This window comes from Bradyrhizobium sp. GCM10028915 (assembly GCF_042666195.1).
Taxonomy (GTDB): domain Bacteria; phylum Pseudomonadota; class Alphaproteobacteria; order Rhizobiales; family Xanthobacteraceae; genus Bradyrhizobium; species Bradyrhizobium canariense_D.
Genome location: NZ_JBHTFN010000065.1, coordinates 354,732 through 371,188 on the forward strand (window position 1 = coordinate 354,732; position 16,457 = coordinate 371,188).

Genomic DNA, 16,457 nt, shown 5'->3' on the forward strand with positions numbered 1-16,457 from the left:
GACAAGGACGCAAATGACACAGGGAAACGCCGAGACCGCTGACGCGGGCGCCTCCGGGCTTTTGAAGATCGAGCGGGCGGACCGGGTTTTGACCGTCGGCCTCAATCGGCCGGCCAAGCGCAATGCGCTCAACGACGGCATCATCCTGGAGATCGGCGAGTGTTTTGCGGCCCTGCCCGAGGATATCGGCGCCGTCGTCATCCACGGCATCGGCGACCATTTTTCCAGCGGTCTCGACCTCTCCGAACTGACCGACCATGATGCCAGTGGCGGCCTTCTCCATTCCCAGATGTGGCACCGGGTGTTCGACCGCATCCAGTACAGCCGCGTGCCTGTGATCGCCGCGCTCAGGGGCGCCGTGATCGGAGGCGGGCTGGAGCTCGCCTGCGCGGCGCATATCCGTGTCGCCGAACCCTCGACCTATTTCGCGCTGCCGGAGGGGCAGCGCGGCATCTTCGTCGGTGGCGGCGGTTCGGTGCGCCTGCCGCGCCTGATCGGCGTCGCCAGGATGATGGACATGATGCTGACCGGCCGCGTCTATTCCGCGACCGAAGGCACCTCCTACGGCTTTGCGCAATATGTCACGGAAGCCGGCAACGGGCTCGGCAAGGCGATGGAGCTTGCGACCAAGGTCGCCTCCAACGCGCCGCTGACCAACTTCGCCGTGCTCCAGGCGCTGCCGATGATCGCGGAGGCCAATCCGCAGACCGGCCTGTTGATGGAATCGCTGATGGCGACGGTGGCGCAGAGCGACAAAGAGGCAAAACGCAGGATCCGCGAGTTCCTCGAACACAAGACCGCAAAGGTGAAGCCGAAATCATGAGCGCGCAGCCGTCCTCTTCCAGCATGGAGCGCGGCGCGAGCACTTCCCCGCTGCGGCCCATTTCGTTCGGCGATCCCGTCGTCAATATCGAGCGGCGCGACGACGGCACGATTTATCTGCGGCCCAAACAGCCGCTCGGCGATTATCCGGCCCGCATCACCGACCGCCTGCATCACTGGGCGAGCGCGACGCCCGATCGCGTCTTCATGGCCGAGCGCGAAGGTGGCCGCGGCTGGCGCAAGATCAGCTACGCCGAGCTGCTCGCCGCGAGCCGGCACATCGCCTCAGGGCTCATTGCGCGCGGGCTGTCGGCGGAGCGGCCGGTCGTCATCCTCTCCGGCAATTCGATCGACCACGCATTGCTCGCGTTCGGCGCGTTCTATGCCGGCATTCCGTTCTGCCCGGTGTCGCCCGCCTATTCGCTGGTATCGAAGGATTACGGCAAGCTCTCCTACCTGATGAAGCTGCTGACGCCCGGCCTCGTCTTTGCCGAGGACGCCGAAAAGTTCGCCGACGCGCTCGCGGCCAACGTCTCGCTCGGCACCGACATCGCCGCGTCCTACGGTCGCGTGCCGGGCCGCGACGTCACCTTGCTCGCCGACCTCATGGCAACGCCGATCCGCGGCGATCTGGACGAGGTCCACGGCAAGATCGGCCCCGACACCATCGCGAAATTCCTGCTGACCTCGGGCTCGACCGGCAACCCCAAGGCGGTCATCAACACCCAGCGCATGATCTGCGCCAACCAGGTGATGCTGCGCGAGACGCTCGCCTTCCTCAAGGACGAGCCGCCCGTCATCATCGACTGGCTGCCCTGGAATCACACTTTTGGCGGCAACCACAACATCGGGCTGACGCTTTACAATGGCGGCTCGATGTATCTCGACGCCGGCAAGCCGGTGCCGGGAGGCATCGAGGAGACCGTGCGCAATCTCCAGGAGATTTCGCCGACGGTCTATTTCAACGTGCCCAAGGGCTACGAGTCGCTGCTGCCTTATCTGCGCGACGACCAAGGGCTGCGCGCAAAATTCTTCGACCGGCTGCACGCGATGTTCTTCTCGGGCGCGGCCCTGTCGCCGTTCGTCTGGAACAGCCTCGACGAGCTCGCGGTGAAGGAAAAAGGCTACCGCGTACCGATGCTGACCGGCCTCGGTGCAACCGAGACCGCGCCGTTCTTCATGTCGGTCAACCCGCGCACCAGCCGCTCCGGCCATGTCGGGCTTCCCGTATCCGGCAATGACGCCAAGCTGGTGCCGAACAACGGCAAGATGGAAGTTCGTTGCAAGGGGCCGAACGTGATGCCCGGCTACTGGCGCCAGCCCGACATCACCGCAAATTCGTTCGACGAAGAAGGCTTCTACAAGCTCGGCGATGCCCTCAAGCCCGTCGATCCCGATGATCTCAATGCCGGCTTCGATTTCGACGGCCGCATCGGTGAGGATTTCAAGCTCGGCAGCGGCACCTGGGTCAGCGTCGGCCCATTGCGCGCGCGCTTCGTCGCGGCTTGCGCGCCGCTGGTGCGCGACGTCGTCATCGCCGGCATCAACCGAGACGAGATCTCCGCGCTCGTCGTGCTCGATCTCGACGGCTGCCGGCTGATCAACCCGACGCTGCCGACCGACGATCTCGTCGTCGCGACCCGCGACCGGCTGGTGCGCGAGGCATTTCGCGAACGGCTGACCCGCTTTCTCAGCGCGGCCACGGGATCCTCGACGCGGATCACGCGCGCGATCCTCTTGGACACGCCACTCTCGATCGACAAGGGCGAGGTCACCGACAAGGGCTCGATCAACCAGCGCGCGGTGCTCGAGCATCGCAGCCTGCTGATCGAGGAGCTCTACGCTGCCAATCCATCGGACCGTGTGATATCGGTCGGGTAAGAAAACGTCGCACCAGGGAGAACGCCATGTTGTTGAAGGATCAGGCTGTCATCGTCACGGGCGGCGCGTCGGGACTGGGCGCGGCGACCGCGCGTAAGCTGGCGGCGCAGGGCGCCAGGGTCGCGGTGTGCGACCTCAATGCCAAGCTCGCCGAAACTGTCGCCGCCGAGATCAAGGGCGTGGCTGTGGCTTGCGACATCTCCGATGCGGCTTCCGCTGAGGCTGCGATCGCCCAAGCGACCAAGTCCCATGGACCCGCGCGCGTGCTGGTCAATTGCGCCGGCATCGGCGTTGCCAAGCGCGTCGTCGGCCGCGACGGCCCGATGGCGCTCGCCGATTTCGACAAGGTGATCAAGGTCAATTTGATCGGCACCTTCAACATGCTCCGCCTTGCCGCGAACGAGATGTCCAAGCTCGAGCCGCAGGCAACCGGCGAGCGCGGCGTCATCATCAACACGGCATCCGTTGCCGCTTATGACGGCCAGATCGGGCAATCGGCCTATTCGGCCTCCAAGGGCGGCATCGTCGGCATGACGCTGCCGATCGCGCGCGAGCTGGCGCAGTTCGGCGTCCGCGTGCTGACGATCGCGCCCGGCCTGTTCCTCACGCCGCTGCTCGCCAACCTGCCGCAGGAAGCCCAGGACTCGCTCGCCGCCGCGATCCCGTTCCCGCGCCGGCTCGGCCACGCCGACGAGTTCGCGGCGCTCGCCCTGCACATGGTCGAGAATTCCTACCTCAACGGCGAAGTGGTGCGCCTCGACGGCTCGCTGCGCATGGCGCCGAAATAGGGCGCGGCATATGTTCGTGAACCGGCGCGACGTCCAGATCCAGTGGGGTGACTGCGACCCCGCCAACATCGTCTATTACCCGCGTTATTTCGCGATGTTCGACGATTCGACGTCGACCCTGTTCGAAGTCGCCGGCTTCTCCAAGCAGGACCTGGTCAAGAAATACGGCCTGGTGGGCATTCCCATGGTCGATACACGCGCCAAGTTCTACATCCCCTCGACTTATGGCGACTGGATCACCATCGAAACCAAGATCGAGAGCATCAAGCGCTCGAGTTTCGAGGTGAAGCACAGCGTCTTCAAGGGCGAGGCGCTGGCGATCGAGGGTTTCGAGACCCGTGTCCTGGTCGGGCGCGACCCCGTTAACCCCGACAAACTGAAATCGGCACCGTTTCCTGCGGAAATGGTAGCCAAATTCACGGGGAGCGAGGCCCGGAGCTAAATCGCCACATCACCAAAAGAGGGGGCTGAATTACCCCCCGATTTCTGCTTTCAAAGAAACACATAAAGGGAGGAATAGATGAAACGCTTTTACCTGACCGCCGCCGTCACCGCGGCTGCGCTTGCGCTGCCGGCCGTGCCCGCGCTGGCTCAGACCGCCGAGGTCACCATCGGCATCACCACCACCACGACCGGCCCGGGCGCAGCGCTGGGCATTCCCGAGCGCAATGCGCTGGAGTTCGTGCCGAAGGAGATCGGCGGCGTGCCGCTGAAGGTGATCGTACTCGACGACGGCGGCGATCCGACCACCGCGACCACCAACGCCCGCCGCTTCGTGACCGAATCCAAGGCCGACATCATCATGGGCTCGGCGCTGACGCCGCCGACCATCGCGGTGTCCAACGTCGCCAACGAAGCCGGCATTCCGCATTTCGGCCTGGCGCCGTTCCCGATTACGCCGGAGCGCATGAAGTGGTCGGTGGCGATGCCGCAGCCGATCCCGATCGTGGGCAAGGTGCTGTACGACCACATGAAGTCGAAGGGTGTGAAGACCGTCGGTTATATCGGCTATTCCGACTCCTATGGCGACCTCTGGTTCAACGATTTGAAGGCGCAGGCCGTGCCGATGGGCATAACCATCGCCGACGAGGAGCGCTTCGCTCGCCCCGACACGTCGGTGACCGGACAGGTGCTGAAGCTCGTGGCGGCGAATCCCGATGCCATTCTGGTCGGCGCTTCCGGCACCGCGGCCGCGCTGCCGCAGACCGAGCTACGCGAGCGTGGCTATCAGGGCCTGATCTACCAGACCCATGGCGCCGCCAGTATGGACTTCATCCGCATCGCCGGCAAAGCTGCGGAAGGCGTGCTGATGGCCTCTGGTCCCGTCATGGATCCCGAGGACCAGCCGGACGAAGCCGCCACCAAGAAGCCGGGCCTCGCGCTCAACTCGGCCTATGAAGCCAAGTACGGCCCGAACAGCCGCAGCCAGTTCGCCGGTCACTCTTACGACGCCTTCGAGATTCTCAAGCGCATCATCCCGGCGGCACTCAAGACGGCGAAGCCAGGCACGCCGGAATTCCGCGAGGCGATTCGCCAGGCGCTGCTGTCGGAGAAGGAGCTTGCGGCGAGCCAAGGCGTCTACAATTTCACCGAAAAGGATCGCTACGGCCTCGACGAGCGCTCGCGCATCCTGCTCACGGTGAAGAACGGCAAGTACACGCTGGTGAAATAGACGCAGCGGCAGGATTGAGACGACGAGAGCCGGCCCGATGGGCCGGCTCTTTTTGTTTGCAGCGAGCGTAATGCCGGATCGCGTTTGAACAACAGCACCGCTCTCTGAGTTCCCTCCTCCCTTGTGGGGAGGGGACACACCTTTCTCGGGGCCCTAGATGAGTCTCATTCCAGGCCTCAAGCCGCCTGCCGCAGCGGGGTCCAGGCGAACTCCGGATAGTAACTGTCCATCATCCGGTCGACATAAGCGGTGAGGTTCGGAAATCCTTCGGCGCGACGGCGCAGTGCGGATTCGAAGAACGGCGTCAGGATCCCGGCGAGTGCACCGAAGGCGGTGGCATCGACGCCGCAGGGCTTGTTGCCCATCAGATAGGACTTGTCGCCGAGCTGCACCGAGAGCGCAAACAGCGAGCGCACGGCGAGATCGACGTCGTCATCGGGCGCGTGGCGGCCGAGTCCGGAGAGCAGGTAGTTCTCGGCGACACGGAATTGCGCGTCCTCGCGCAACTTCTCGCGATTGTGCTCCGGCGCGCCGTCGAAGAAATGCGCAGGCCCCTTGGCGAAGTTGACCGGATCGACCCAGCGCGCCCCGACCAGCGCAAAATAAACGTGATGCTCGATCATGCGTTCGAATGCCCAGGCCTGCGCGCGCTCGACGAGCGACAGACCGGCGTCGAAATCGAAGCCGTAGCGGCGCTCGATATGGGCGCGGATGAAAGTGGAATCGGCCACCGCCTCGCCGCCATCGTCGATGAAGGGCAGCTGCCCCTTGGGTGATGCGGGTGGCATCGCCCGCTCCTTCCGGTAGGGCAATCCCGCCATCTTGAGCTGCACCTCCGTCTTGGTGACGAAGGGGCTGATTTCCGGCAGGCCGAAGCCGGCGCCAAAGCCGTAAAGCGTGATCATGAAGGCTCTCCTGAAACGACCGAAAGAGTTGAGGGAACTTAACCGCGGGCTGCTGCCACCATGGTGGCAGCAGCCGTAATATCTTCTGCGAAACGGGCCCCCCGCCAGGCGCGGGCCATGACATGACGGACCAGCGCGTCCGCGGCCTGGACCAGGAAGCGAGCCACCATGGTCGCGAGCGCAAGGCGGAGGTCGAGGACCATGAGATCGAGGGATACGAGGCGGCCGAACGCCCATGCGTACCAAGCTCGGGCTTGCAAACGCGGGACTTGCAAAGGCTGGACCTGTAAAGGCGGGGTCCGCCACAGCGCAGCGGCCGGGCCGAAATGAGTTGGAATGATCATGGACAAATCCTCTTCAGTCGACGTGTTGTCCCGGTATAGAACTCCCCTGCTGCCAACATCCTGTCAGCAGCCACGCGCCGCCTTCTGAAAAACCACCGACAAGAGATCCGTCATGAGACGCGCCGACCGGCTGTTTCAAATCATCCAGGTGCTGAGGCGCACGCGTAGGCCGCTGACGGCGGACGCTATCGCGGCCGAGCTCGAGACCTCGAAGCGCACAATCTATCGCGACATCGCCACGCTGATCGGCCAGCGCGTGCCGATCCGTGGTGAAGCCGGCATGGGCTACATCCTGGAAAAGGGTTTTGACCTGCCGCCTTTGATGCTGACACCCGACGAAATCGAGGCGGCGGTGCTGGGCGCGCAATGGGTCGCCGGCCATGCCGATCCCGCGCTGGCGCGTGCGGCTGAAGATCTGATGGCCAAGATCGCCGACACTGTCCCTGAGCGCCTGCGTCCGTTCGTGCTGGAGCCGGCAAGCCGGGCCCGGCCGAGCTGGAACAGGGAGCCGGACCGCCTGGACATGGCTCGCACGCGCACCCAGATCCACGAAGGCAAGAAGATCATGCTGCGCTATCGCGACGAGCAGGGCCGCGCCAGCGAGCGCATGATCTGGCCGATTTCGATCGGCTATCTCGAAGCCGTGCGCCTGCTCGCGGCCTGGTGCGAGCTGCGCGGCGACTTCCGCAGCTTCCGCACCGACCGCGTGGTCGACGCGAGCTATCCCGACGAGAGATATCCTGAAAGGCGCGACGTGCTGCGCGCGAAATGGCGCCAGAGCCTGGTCTGGGGCCCGCCAAAGGACACGTGACGATGGATGAGAACGCCCCCATCGACCTGTCGAGCTGTTGCCAGAGTTGCGGCGCCTGCTGCGGCTATTCGGCGAACTGGCCGCGCTTCTCGATCGAGAGCGACGAGGAGCTTGCCGCGATTCCCGAAGCGCTCGTCAACGACCGTCAGTCCGGCATGCGCTGCGAAGGCGATCGCTGTTCGGCGTTGCAGGGAGAGATCGGACAAGCGACGGCGTGCGGCATCTACGCAGTGCGACCGGACGTGTGCCGCACCTGCTTGCCTGGCGATGCCGAATGCGCTATGGCGCGACGGAAATTCGGGCTGCCGGTGATAGAGGCCGCCGGCGCATGATCCGGAAAAGTGTGCAGCGGTTTTCCGCCGAGATCATGCGCCAATAGAGAACTAGAGCGCGATCGAGCGCGCTTTAGGCCGGGACGGCTTCGCTGATCTCGTCGTCGATCTCGTCGTCCAGCGGCGCGAGCACCGAGAGCGGCTTGGTCGACAGCGTGATCGGCTTGCGGCCACCCGACAGCGACGGCGAGGATTTCGCCGCGCCTTCGCGCGCAAGCGCGTAGAGCGTCGAACCGACACGGCCGCCGTTCTCGATCAGGTCGCGCTCGTTACAGCTGCCAGCGATCGCGACCGCCAGCGAGTGCAGATGGCTGCGGCGATAGCAGAACAGCGCCAGCCTGGCGCGCGCGTCAGGGGAAACACTTTCAACCAGCCTCGGCAGGCCACTCTCGCTGGCGCGGTACATCTCGCCAAGGAGTTCGTCGCGGACCGGGCACGAATCGCCTTCAAAGGTATCGCGGCTTGAAAACATTGCAGTTCTCCCTCGTCTGGGAAGATGCAGTGCAATTCTCTAATGAAAGGTTAACCACGCTGCCCGGTAGTCACCCGGGGGTCCTTGCGCGTGGGCCGCGAATCAATGGGCTGGGCGGGGATCCAGCCGCGCTATCTGAGCCGATGAGTCAGGCGCGAACGCCTCCACGCGTCATGGCCGGGCTTGTCCCGGCCATCCACGGAAAGCCGAGAGGCGCGAAGAACGTGGATGCCCGGGACAAGCCCGGGCATGAACGACCTCTTGTGGATGCCGATGGACGACCACCTACGCGCCGAGGCCGCCAGCGGTCAGTTCGCCGCCATGAAGATGGAGAGGCCGAAGCCAGTCAGATGGTGCAGGGCCTGGTCGACACCGATCAGGGTCCAGAACCAGGGATGCGCAAGATCGACACCGAAATTGGCTGAGACGAGGCCCTTGGCGCGGTCGATCGTGATGTGGATGACGAAGTCGATCAGCGCCACAAACCAGAATTTCGGCGCCACGATCAGGATCAGCGGCAGCGCAACCGCAAGGTGAACCAGGCAGTGCACCAGGAGCGGCAGGGCCCAGCCGTGCTTCTGGTCCTTGCCGTGCGCCATCCAGGCGGTCTGGAGGACGAAATCGGCGATGATGTGCTTGAACGTCAGCAGCAACATCCAACCAATGAGGGCTTCGACCGGAACCGCCGATGACAGGGGTGGAAACGACAAGGCGCCCTCGTTGACGTGACAAGAAGAATTGGAGCGTTCAGCGCAATCTCTTCCTGGACCGGTCAAATCGCCGGGACTTGCGATTTATGACACCTCCCGCGGCGGAATGCAGCCGGGGGGAACCGGAAAATCGCCAACTGTGGCTAACTGGTGATAGGATGACCAATCGCCGGGGCCGAGTTGAGTAAGGTTACCTTCGGCTCGGAATTTGCATTCCGCGGCCTGCGCGCTACCATCGTCAGTAGAGAATATCGTTCTTTTTTCAGACGTTTACGAATTACAGGGCGACCGCAGCGATCACATCCGCAAGCCGCCCGCCACCGGAAGCATAAGGCCAGAGTGCTGCCATGAGTACTGAGGGCCCGACCTCATCGCCGATCGAGCCACCGCCCCGGCGACCCAAGGTGATCAAGACCAATCAGCAGCAGGTCTTCCTCTACGTCGTGCTGACCCTGCTGTTGTCGCTTGCCACCGTCTGGGGCGGCCGCATGCTGGTGCACAATTCGGAGACGCTGACCTTTGCCGTCGGCGCCGCCAACAGCGACGAGGCGCTGTTCGCAGCCAAGCTCGCCGCCGTCCTGAAGAACAACGCCTCGCGCTTCCGGATCAAGATCGTCAACAACGCCGACAACGCCAAGGCGATCGCCCGGTTCGACCACAAGCAGGCCGACCTCGCGGTGCTGCGCACCGACGCCAAGGTGCCGCTGCGGGCACGCACGCTCGCGATCCTCGAGCACGATATCGTGCTGCTGCTCGGGCCCGGAAACAAGAAGATCAAGTCGCTCGCCGAGCTGAAGAAGAAGAAGGTCGCCGTCGTCGCCGACAACGACTCCGCGCTCGTCTTCGTCCGCGGTATCCTCGACGTTCCGGAGGGTGCGGACGCGGAGAGGATCCAGATGGCGCCACAGGGCGCTACGCTCGACAAGCTGCTCGCGCCGGCGAGCGGCTTTGGCGCAGTCGTCGCCATCGTCCACGCCTCGCGGGCGGTGCGGGACAAGGCGTATGAGCAGGTCGCCAGGCGCGGCGGCTTCACGCTGAACGCGATCGACGAGGCGAAAGCGCTGGCGCGCAAGATCCCCGGCATTTCCAGCGAGACGCTGACGGCGGGCACGCTGTCTGCATCGCCGGAAATTCCCGGCGACGATCTCGACACGATCGGGCTCGAATGGTTGCTGGTCGCCCAATCCAGGATGTCGCCGACGGCGGCCGGGGAGCTCGCGCGCACCGTCTACGAGAACAAGTCCGCGCTCGGGCTCGACAGCGGCTTTGCCACTAGGATCGAGCCCGCCTCCGTCGAGAAGGACGCCTTCGTGATGGCGCATCAAGGGGCGGCCGACTACATCAACGACGACACCAAGTCGTTCATGGATAAGTACAGCGACCTGATGTATCTCGGCGCTGCCGCGCTCAGCGTCATCGGCTCGATCTTCGCCGCGATCTACGCCAAGATCACCCGGATCGCGCCGGAGAAGGCCAGCGAGCTGGCCACCGCCATCCTCGACATCGGCGAGCGGATCGAACATGCGCATTCGCTCGACCAGCTCGAATGTCTCCAGGACGAGCTGGAAGGCATTTTACGCGGCGCCGTCATCGGCCTCAGAGACGGCACGATCAGTACCGACGGGCTCGACACCTTCAAGCTCGGCTACGAATTCGTCCGCGACGAGATCGGCATGCGCCGCGACTATCTCAAGCGCCATGCGGGCGCGGGCGAGAAGGCCGCTCAGGATGTGGCCCCTTCCCAGCACGACGAGAGCAATGTCGTGGTCGTGAAGACAGCTCAGAGTGCCTGACCTATCAATTTGAGGACCTACGGCGACGCCTTGCCGGCACGTCTGCGAGCGACCGGGGGCCCTAGGCCGGGAACCGTCCCTGTCCACAACCGTTTGTTCTCGGATCAACCGGAGACCGCGCCATGCGTGCACTCCTCATCATCTTCCTGCTGGGAATGTTGGCCGCGGTTGGCTATTTCGTTTATTCCGCGATGGCGGTCGAGGGCGAGCCGATCCCGACGGAAGGCTACGTGGCGCTGGCGCTGGGGGCCGGTTTTTCCGTTCTTGTCGGCATCGGCTTGATGGTGCTGCTGTTCTTCAGCAGCCGTCGCGGCTACGACGAACCGCCGCATTTCAAGTAGCGGCGCGTGGTCCGGCGGACCGTCGTTGACGGCCTCGAGCCGGGCAGGCACTTTGGCAGCGAGGTTCCAGCCGGGGACCGCAAAGACGAAACTGAGCCGCCTGCCCGCATGTCCAAGCCGCTGATCTCCGCTCTGGCCCAGTTCGCGGCCGCCACGGCCGGCCGCAACATGACCAGGGCGGCCTATGTGGCCGTCGCCGTCGGCGTGCTTGCCATGGTGCTCCTGACGGTCAACCCGGCCTATGAGACGGCACATCGCTGGGTGGACGCCCTGCTTTGGACCTGTCTCGTGTACTTCGTATACGAATGGGTGGTCCGGCTGCGCCATATGACGCGACAGGGGCGCCTTGCACTCTACATGTCCTCCTCCGCCGGGCTGGTCGACGCGGTCGGTGCGTTGGCCGTGCCGGCCGCGCTGATTCTCGGGATCGAGCCCAGGACGGCGTGGCTGCTCAGCGTGCTCTGGGTGCTGAAGGTGGTGCCGGGCATTCCCGGCCTGCGGCAGCTCCGCCGCGTGCTGGTGCTGGAATCGGGGCCGCTGGTCAGCGTGCTCGTGATCTTCCTGATGGTGGTCTTCCTGGCCTCGGTTGCCGAATATTTCCTGGAGCGGGACGTGCAGCCGCAGACGTTCGGCAGCGTGCCGGCCGCGCTGTGGTGGGCCGTCGCAACCCTGACGACGACGGGCTATGGCGACGTGGTGCCGGTGACGCCGCTGGGCCGCATGGTGGCGGCGCTGGTGATGATCTCCGGCCTCGGTGTGTTCGGCCTCTGGACCGGTATTTTGGCGACCGGCTTTGCCGCGGAGACCCGGCGCGACAATTTCCTCAAGACCTGGGAATCCGTCAGCAAGGTGCCGTTCTTTGCAGCGCTTGGACCGGCCGCCATCGCCGACGTCACCCACATGCTGCGCACCATGGAGCTGCCGGCGCGCACCATGATCATCCGCAAGGGTGCGCAGGGCGACTGCATGTATTTCATCGCCGCCGGCGAGGTCGAGGTCGACCTGCCCGGCAAGAAGGTGCGGCTCGGCGATGGCGCCTTCTTCGGCGAGATGGCCTTGCTCGGCAACAATTTGCGCGGCGCCAACGTCTCGACCACCAAGGTGTCGCGGCTTCTTGTGCTCGACCTCGTCGACTTCCGCGTGCTGATGGCGCGGCATCCCGATCTCGCCGAGACCATCGATGCCGAGGCGAAGCGGCGCACGCTCGAAAACAAATAAATGGCGACAAGCAAATAAATGGAGACAAGAATGTCGGACACAGCCGACGCAGCCACTGGCCCGGTGCTCGAACTCGTTGGCGCACGCGCCACCATCCGCCTCAACCGGCCCAAACATCTCAACCGGCTCCAGGCCGAGGATCTCGGCGAACTGGTCAAACTGTTCGACCGGGTCGAGGCCGATCCTGCTATCCGCGTGCTGGTGCTGACCGGCACGGGGCGCGCCTTCTCCGCGGGCTATGACCTCAATTCCGTTGCCGAGCGCGCGGTCAGTGCGAACGAGCAGCAGAGCGCGGGATCGGCGTTCGAGGTGGTCGTCAACCGGCTGGAGGATCTCGGCGTCCCCACGATCTGCCGGCTCAACGGCGGCGTCTATGGCGGCGCGACCGACCTCGCGCTTGCCTGCGACTTCCGCATCGGCGTCGATACCGCCGAGATGTTCATGCCCGCGGCACGGCTCGGGCTGCATTACTACAGCAGCGGCATCAAGCGTTACGTGACGCGGCTCGGCGTCGACAATGCAAAAAAACTGTTCCTGACCGCGCAAAAGATCAGCGCGCCGGAGATGCTGCGGATCGGCTATCTCACCGACATGGTGGCGTTGGAGTTTCTGGACGAGGAGGTCGACAGGCTCGCTGCGATCCTCGCCGGCAACGCGCCGCAGGCGATGCGCGGCATGAAGCGCGCCATCAACGAATTCGCCCGCGGCGAATTGGACGCGCAAGCCGCCGATCAGCGCCACCGCGACAGCATGCGCGGCGACGAGATCAAGGAAGGCATCAAGGCGTTCGCGGAGAAGCGACCGCCGAAATTCTGATCAAGCCCGCTTCGACCGCATCGCGCGCACCTGCGTGAGCCTGGGATCGCGGGCAAGCGCCTTGTAGTGTTTGCTCTCGATGGGATAGATCGCGATCCGGCCCTTGCTATCGGCATGAACGCCCCAGCCGAAGCGCTTGCCCAGGCTCGACGCCCTCATGCACGCCTGCCCTCGGGAAAAGAACGCTTCGCGGGCCGCCTGCTTCTCCGTTTTCGTCGCCTTCACGGCGAGTTCGCGTCCCGACGCAGAGGTCGCGAAGATCACGTCGTCGGACGTGTATTTGTAAGGCGCCTTGGCGATCATCCCGTATTGCAGGCACGCCACCGTCGGCTTTCCCGCGCGCAGCGGCGGCTCTTCGCCGGTACGCGCAGGACAATCTTCAGCAACCTGGATGAAGGTGTTGAAGCAGTTGGTCGTGTGCACCGGCTTCGTCATCTGCAACCCCGGTTCATTCAACCGCCAGCCGCCGCAGCATGCTGCGCCGCCATCTCAGCGTCCGCTGCTTTGATGCGCTGGAACGCGGGCCGCGAGGTCATGCGTTCGGCATAGCGGACGAACACGTCCTTTTTCGGCACAATGCCGAACATCATGGTCCAGCTGAACGCGACGCCCCACAGCACGTCGGCGCCCGTCATGCGCTCGCCGAGCAGATACGGGCCCTTCGACAGCTGCGCCTCGAGCGCGCCGAGCATGATGTCATAGTCGGCATACGGCGATTGCGTGATCGGTGCCGGCTCGCGCTGCATGAACTTGTCGATCAGGGCCGGCTCGAACGAGGCGCCGTAATAGGCGATCCAGCGCAGATACGGGCCGCGCAGCGGATCGTTCAGCGCGGGTGTCAGCCCCGCCTGCGGAAACAAATCGGCTAGATAGATGGTGATCGCGACCTGCTCGGTCACCAGCGCGTTGCGGTGGTGGATCGCCGGCACCTTGCCGAGCGGGTTGACGGCGAGATAGGCCGGCTGGCGCTGCTCGCCGGCCTTCATGTTGAGGACACGAAGATCATAAGGCGCTCCCAGTTCCTCCAACAGCACCCGCGTGCCGGTGGCCCGGGTTTGCGGCGAATAATACAGCGTGATGCGGTTCGGATCGGTCATAGCGGTCTCCATCTGCCGGCTGGCGATGGCGTTGTAGCGGACCATACCTGACATCCTGTGTCAGGTATGGTTTAAGGAATCATGCGCGCGAGCCGGATGCTGTCGATCCTCACCACCCTCCAGGCCAAGGGGCAGGTCACCGCGCCCGAGCTCGCGCAGGCCTGCGAAGTCTCGGTGCGCACGATCTACCGCGACATCGACGCGCTCGCGGCGTCCGGCGTCCCCGTCTATGCCGACCGCGGGGCGGAGGGCGGCTATCGCCTGCTCGACGGCTATCGCGTGCGGCTGAACGGTCTGTCGCAGAGCGAGGCGGAAGCGCTGTTTCTGGGGGGATTGCCGGGCCCAGCGGCGGCGTTCGGGCTGGATGCGGCGATGATCGCCGCACAGAACAAGCTGATGGCCGCGCTGCCCGCCAATTTGCGCGAAGACGCCGGACGGATGCAGGAGCGCTTTCACCTCGACGCGCCGGGCTGGTTCGGCGAGGCGGAAGAACCGAAGCATCTGCGCACGATCGCCGCCGCGACCCTGCGCGGGACACTGATCAAGATCCGCTACCAGAGCTGGCGCGCCGAGAAGCAGCGTCGCGTCGCGCCGCTCGGTCTCGTGCTGAAAGGGGGCAGCTGGTATCTCGCAGGTCTGGTCGACGGCAGCGTGCGGACCTATCGCGTCGCGCGCGTGCTCGACTGCACCGCGCTCGACGATCGGTGTGAGCGGCCCGCCGGTTTCGATCTCGCCGGCTATTGGCGGGATGCAACGCTGCGTCTTGAGGCCGAGATGCATCCCAATGTCGCGATCGTTCGGCTGTCGCCCTTCGGCGTGAGACTGCTCGATGCCCTGAGCCAGCCTTACGTCAGGGCGCGTACGCAGCTCGAAGAGACCGCGGATGCGGACGGCTGGCGCATTGCCAGAGTGCCGACCGGCAAGACGTCATGGCATGCCGCCGCCGAATTGTTGCGGCTCGGGCCCGAGGCCGAAGTGCTGGAGCCGGCCGACCTGCGCGAGAAGATGGCCGAGCTGACAGAGGCGATGGCTGTGCGCTATCGCGCGGCGCGGAAAACAGGACGGCGGCGCGACGCGCCGCGACCGACGAAACACTCCTGAAACACGATTCTCCCCGCGCTGCATGAACGCATTCGCGTTTCGGCTCGACCGAGATGCAGGGACACAACAACGGCCCTTACGCCAAACTGGAGAATGAAAATGTTTCGTAAGCTTGCACTTGGTCTGATCGCCGCCGGCTCGCTCGGCGTTGCCGCTCTCGCCCCCACCGCCGCGTCGGCCCACGGCTTCCACCATCACTGGGGTCACGGCTGGGGCTTTGGCGGGGTCTACGTCAACAGCGGCGTCAACAATTGCTATCAGGAGCGCGTCGTCCAGACCCGCCACGGCCTGCGCGTCCGCGTCGTGAACGTCTGCGCATACGGGATCTACTGATATCCCGCATTCACGACAAAGCCCCGATCGCACCGCGATCGGGGCTTTGCGCGTCGATTTTTCTTCCGCTAACCAGCCTGTCTATGTCGCCGAAACCAGGCCCAGGTCTCGCGCGTCGTCCGGATGTAGCCGCGGCCACGATGGACGATTTCGCCGTCGACGATCCCGTTCAGCTTCGGCAGTGCATGGAACGGAATCGAGGGATAGGCGTGATGCTCGACATGGTAGGGCATGTTCCACGCGATCCATTTGACGATCGCGCCGGTGTAGGTGGTGCGGGTGTTCTGGAATGCGCTGCGGGTACGCTCGCAACCGGTGTGCTCGGCGTAGAGATAGGGACGCAGGAAGAACTGCCCAATGATCAACGGCACGATCCAGACCCAGAGCAGCAGCGCCGACGAGAACCACAACGACAGCACGAGCAGCAGCGCATAGAGCGCGACATAGGCGCGCGCCTCGGTGACGATGATGGCGCGCCTGTTCTCGGGGATCCATGGCACGACGACCTTGCCGGTGACGGCATGGCCGAGCATCAGCCACAGGCGGCCGGCGACCTGAAGCACGCCGCTATAGGCGAGCGCGAGCTGCGTGTCGGATTTCGGCTTCACGCCGACGACGAGCTCCGGGTCCCTCTCGGGGTCTTGGGTGTAGCGGTGATGGTCCCAGTGAAACAGGCAATAATATTCGTAGGGCAAGCCGATGATGAAGCCCGAGAGATAGCCGACCACGAGGTTGAGACCGCGACTTTTGAACGCGGTCTTGTGCGCCGTCTCGTGCACGGCCATGAACAGGAAGGCGACAAGATAGCCCTGCACAGCCATCAGCGGCAGCGCCCAGAGGACGCCATGGCGTGAGGCGACCATCCAGATCAGCGCGCCGACCAGCAGGATCACGCCGTAATGACCGAGGCTCTGCACGGCGCCCCTGAGGTTGGACCGCACCGACAGTTCACGCAGCATCGCCGGCGCCAGCGGCTTCAGCCGATGGCCGGAGTCTGAAACGGTTGCGTCACTCATGATCG

The 16,457-nt window shown here is 64.6% G+C and carries 20 protein-coding genes; 13 read left to right on the plus strand and 7 right to left on the minus strand.

What is annotated here, in order from left to right; translation table 11 throughout:
- Window positions 1-13 precede the first annotated feature (13 nt).
- The 5 genes from ACFQX9_RS31420 (at window position 14) to ACFQX9_RS31440 (ending at window position 5,163) form a co-directional block, all read left to right on the plus strand.
- Complete coding sequence (locus ACFQX9_RS31420) at window positions 14-823, plus strand: crotonase/enoyl-CoA hydratase family protein (protein ID WP_085361644.1); 810 nt, start codon at window positions 14-16, stop codon at window positions 821-823.
- Window positions 820-2,703, plus strand: a complete 1,884-nt coding sequence (locus ACFQX9_RS31425; RefSeq protein ID WP_368508820.1) for a feruloyl-CoA synthase — start codon at window positions 820-822, stop codon at window positions 2,701-2,703. The genes ACFQX9_RS31420 and ACFQX9_RS31425 overlap by 4 nt, the downstream gene beginning before the upstream one ends.
- A gap of 26 nt (window positions 2,704-2,729) precedes the next feature.
- Window positions 2,730-3,491, plus strand: coding sequence for an SDR family NAD(P)-dependent oxidoreductase (locus ACFQX9_RS31430; protein WP_377791472.1), 762 nt, complete (start codon window positions 2,730-2,732; stop codon window positions 3,489-3,491).
- Between the two features lie 10 nt (window positions 3,492-3,501).
- A complete protein-coding gene (locus tag ACFQX9_RS31435) occupies window positions 3,502-3,933 on the plus strand; it encodes a thioesterase family protein (protein ID WP_018458463.1) in 432 nt (143 codons plus the stop codon).
- 78 nt (window positions 3,934-4,011) lie between these two features.
- On the plus strand, window positions 4,012-5,163 hold the full coding sequence (locus tag ACFQX9_RS31440) for an ABC transporter substrate-binding protein (protein WP_204513256.1): 1,152 nt from the start codon (window positions 4,012-4,014) through the stop codon (window positions 5,161-5,163).
- A 176-nt stretch (window positions 5,164-5,339) separates the two neighbouring features.
- Here ACFQX9_RS31440 and ACFQX9_RS31445 read toward each other — a convergent pair whose 3' ends face one another.
- Both ACFQX9_RS31445 and ACFQX9_RS31450 read right to left on the minus strand, forming a co-directional pair.
- Complete coding sequence (locus ACFQX9_RS31445; protein WP_018458461.1) at window positions 5,340-6,068, minus strand: glutathione S-transferase family protein; 729 nt, start codon at window positions 6,066-6,068, stop codon at window positions 5,340-5,342.
- Between the two features lie 38 nt (window positions 6,069-6,106).
- Complete coding sequence (locus tag ACFQX9_RS31450) at window positions 6,107-6,412, minus strand: hypothetical protein (RefSeq protein WP_247294194.1); 306 nt, start codon at window positions 6,410-6,412, stop codon at window positions 6,107-6,109.
- Between the two features lie 112 nt (window positions 6,413-6,524).
- On the opposite strand from ACFQX9_RS31450, the gene ACFQX9_RS31455 reads away from it, so the two are divergent.
- Together ACFQX9_RS31455 and ACFQX9_RS31460 are read left to right on the plus strand one after the other, a co-directional pair.
- Entirely contained in the window at window positions 6,525-7,223 is a 699-nt protein-coding gene (locus ACFQX9_RS31455; RefSeq protein WP_377791473.1) for a helix-turn-helix transcriptional regulator, read from the plus strand.
- Window positions 7,224-7,225: 2 nt separating this feature from the next.
- Window positions 7,226-7,555 (plus strand): YkgJ family cysteine cluster protein, encoded by a 330-nt coding sequence (locus tag ACFQX9_RS31460; RefSeq protein WP_377791474.1) that lies wholly within the window; start codon window positions 7,226-7,228, stop codon window positions 7,553-7,555.
- Window positions 7,556-7,628: 73 nt separating this feature from the next.
- Here ACFQX9_RS31460 and ACFQX9_RS31465 read toward each other — a convergent pair whose 3' ends face one another.
- On the minus strand, window positions 7,629-8,027 hold the full coding sequence (locus ACFQX9_RS31465; RefSeq protein ID WP_007599645.1) for a hypothetical protein: 399 nt from the start codon (window positions 8,025-8,027) through the stop codon (window positions 7,629-7,631).
- A gap of 308 nt (window positions 8,028-8,335) precedes the next feature.
- Complete coding sequence (locus tag ACFQX9_RS31470; protein WP_018458457.1) at window positions 8,336-8,683, minus strand: DUF3307 domain-containing protein; 348 nt, start codon at window positions 8,681-8,683, stop codon at window positions 8,336-8,338.
- 401 nt (window positions 8,684-9,084) lie between these two features.
- Here ACFQX9_RS31470 and ACFQX9_RS31475 point away from each other — a divergent pair, with 401 nt between their 5' ends.
- From ACFQX9_RS31475 to ACFQX9_RS31490, 4 genes are all read left to right on the plus strand, one after another.
- On the plus strand, window positions 9,085-10,530 hold the full coding sequence (locus ACFQX9_RS31475) for a TAXI family TRAP transporter solute-binding subunit (RefSeq protein WP_377791475.1): 1,446 nt from the start codon (window positions 9,085-9,087) through the stop codon (window positions 10,528-10,530).
- A gap of 122 nt (window positions 10,531-10,652) precedes the next feature.
- On the plus strand, window positions 10,653-10,871 hold the full coding sequence (locus tag ACFQX9_RS31480) for a hypothetical protein (protein WP_018459453.1): 219 nt from the start codon (window positions 10,653-10,655) through the stop codon (window positions 10,869-10,871).
- Between the two features lie 108 nt (window positions 10,872-10,979).
- Complete coding sequence (locus tag ACFQX9_RS31485) at window positions 10,980-12,089, plus strand: cyclic nucleotide-gated ion channel (protein WP_026233815.1); 1,110 nt, start codon at window positions 10,980-10,982, stop codon at window positions 12,087-12,089.
- Window positions 12,090-12,119: 30 nt separating this feature from the next.
- Entirely contained in the window at window positions 12,120-12,905 is a 786-nt protein-coding gene (locus ACFQX9_RS31490; RefSeq protein ID WP_018459451.1) for an enoyl-CoA hydratase/isomerase family protein, read from the plus strand.
- On the opposite strand, the gene ACFQX9_RS31495 is transcribed toward ACFQX9_RS31490, so the two are convergent.
- Both ACFQX9_RS31495 and ACFQX9_RS31500 read right to left on the minus strand, forming a co-directional pair.
- Window positions 12,906-13,340 carry a DUF6157 family protein gene (locus ACFQX9_RS31495; RefSeq protein WP_018459450.1) on the minus strand — a complete coding sequence of 145 codons (435 nt, stop codon included), beginning with the start codon at window positions 13,338-13,340 and terminating at the stop codon, window positions 12,906-12,908.
- Window positions 13,341-13,357: 17 nt separating this feature from the next.
- Window positions 13,358-14,002 (minus strand): glutathione S-transferase family protein, encoded by a 645-nt coding sequence (locus ACFQX9_RS31500; RefSeq protein WP_377791601.1) that lies wholly within the window; start codon window positions 14,000-14,002, stop codon window positions 13,358-13,360.
- 81 nt (window positions 14,003-14,083) lie between these two features.
- Here ACFQX9_RS31500 and ACFQX9_RS31505 point away from each other — a divergent pair, with 81 nt between their 5' ends.
- Window positions 14,084-15,103, plus strand: coding sequence for a helix-turn-helix transcriptional regulator (locus tag ACFQX9_RS31505; RefSeq protein ID WP_377791476.1), 1,020 nt, complete (start codon window positions 14,084-14,086; stop codon window positions 15,101-15,103).
- A 99-nt stretch (window positions 15,104-15,202) separates the two neighbouring features.
- The gene (locus tag ACFQX9_RS31510) at window positions 15,203-15,436 is read left to right on the plus strand and encodes a hypothetical protein (protein WP_018459448.1); all 234 of its coding nucleotides are present in this window, start codon (window positions 15,203-15,205) and stop codon (window positions 15,434-15,436) included.
- A 68-nt stretch (window positions 15,437-15,504) separates the two neighbouring features.
- Here ACFQX9_RS31510 and ACFQX9_RS31515 read toward each other — a convergent pair whose 3' ends face one another.
- Window positions 15,505-16,452, minus strand: coding sequence for a fatty acid desaturase (locus tag ACFQX9_RS31515; protein WP_085351686.1), 948 nt, complete (start codon window positions 16,450-16,452; stop codon window positions 15,505-15,507).
- Window positions 16,453-16,457: the final 5 nt, after the last annotated feature.

Bases quoted from the DNA above. Each gene is read 5' to 3' on its own strand.
- ACFQX9_RS31490 (WP_018459451.1), top strand. From the start codon at position 12,120: ATGTCGGACACAGCCGACGCAGCCACTGGCCCGGTGCTCGAACTCGTT.
- ACFQX9_RS31440 (WP_204513256.1), top strand. From the start codon at position 4,012: ATGAAACGCTTTTACCTGACCGCCGCCGTCACCGCGGCTGCGCTTGCG.
- ACFQX9_RS31445 (WP_018458461.1), bottom strand. From the start codon at position 6,068: ATGATCACGCTTTACGGCTTTGGCGCCGGCTTCGGCCTGCCGGAAATC.
- ACFQX9_RS31430 (WP_377791472.1), top strand. From the start codon at position 2,730: ATGTTGTTGAAGGATCAGGCTGTCATCGTCACGGGCGGCGCGTCGGGA.
- ACFQX9_RS31435 (WP_018458463.1), top strand. From the start codon at position 3,502: ATGTTCGTGAACCGGCGCGACGTCCAGATCCAGTGGGGTGACTGCGAC.
- ACFQX9_RS31450 (WP_247294194.1), bottom strand. From the start codon at position 6,412: ATGATCATTCCAACTCATTTCGGCCCGGCCGCTGCGCTGTGGCGGACC.
- ACFQX9_RS31460 (WP_377791474.1), top strand. From the start codon at position 7,226: ATGGATGAGAACGCCCCCATCGACCTGTCGAGCTGTTGCCAGAGTTGC.
- ACFQX9_RS31510 (WP_018459448.1), top strand. From the start codon at position 15,203: ATGTTTCGTAAGCTTGCACTTGGTCTGATCGCCGCCGGCTCGCTCGGC.
- ACFQX9_RS31480 (WP_018459453.1), top strand. From the start codon at position 10,653: ATGCGTGCACTCCTCATCATCTTCCTGCTGGGAATGTTGGCCGCGGTT.
- ACFQX9_RS31425 (WP_368508820.1), top strand. From the start codon at position 820: ATGAGCGCGCAGCCGTCCTCTTCCAGCATGGAGCGCGGCGCGAGCACT.
- ACFQX9_RS31420 (WP_085361644.1), top strand. From the start codon at position 14: ATGACACAGGGAAACGCCGAGACCGCTGACGCGGGCGCCTCCGGGCTT.
- ACFQX9_RS31515 (WP_085351686.1), bottom strand. From the start codon at position 16,452: ATGAGTGACGCAACCGTTTCAGACTCCGGCCATCGGCTGAAGCCGCTG.
- ACFQX9_RS31500 (WP_377791601.1), bottom strand. From the start codon at position 14,002: ATGACCGATCCGAACCGCATCACGCTGTATTATTCGCCGCAAACCCGG.
- ACFQX9_RS31470 (WP_018458457.1), bottom strand. From the start codon at position 8,683: ATGTTGCTGCTGACGTTCAAGCACATCATCGCCGATTTCGTCCTCCAG.
- ACFQX9_RS31475 (WP_377791475.1), top strand. From the start codon at position 9,085: ATGAGTACTGAGGGCCCGACCTCATCGCCGATCGAGCCACCGCCCCGG.
- ACFQX9_RS31505 (WP_377791476.1), top strand. From the start codon at position 14,084: ATGCGCGCGAGCCGGATGCTGTCGATCCTCACCACCCTCCAGGCCAAG.
- ACFQX9_RS31495 (WP_018459450.1), bottom strand. From the start codon at position 13,340: ATGACGAAGCCGGTGCACACGACCAACTGCTTCAACACCTTCATCCAG.
- ACFQX9_RS31455 (WP_377791473.1), top strand. From the start codon at position 6,525: ATGAGACGCGCCGACCGGCTGTTTCAAATCATCCAGGTGCTGAGGCGC.
- ACFQX9_RS31485 (WP_026233815.1), top strand. From the start codon at position 10,980: ATGTCCAAGCCGCTGATCTCCGCTCTGGCCCAGTTCGCGGCCGCCACG.
- ACFQX9_RS31465 (WP_007599645.1), bottom strand. From the start codon at position 8,027: ATGTTTTCAAGCCGCGATACCTTTGAAGGCGATTCGTGCCCGGTCCGC.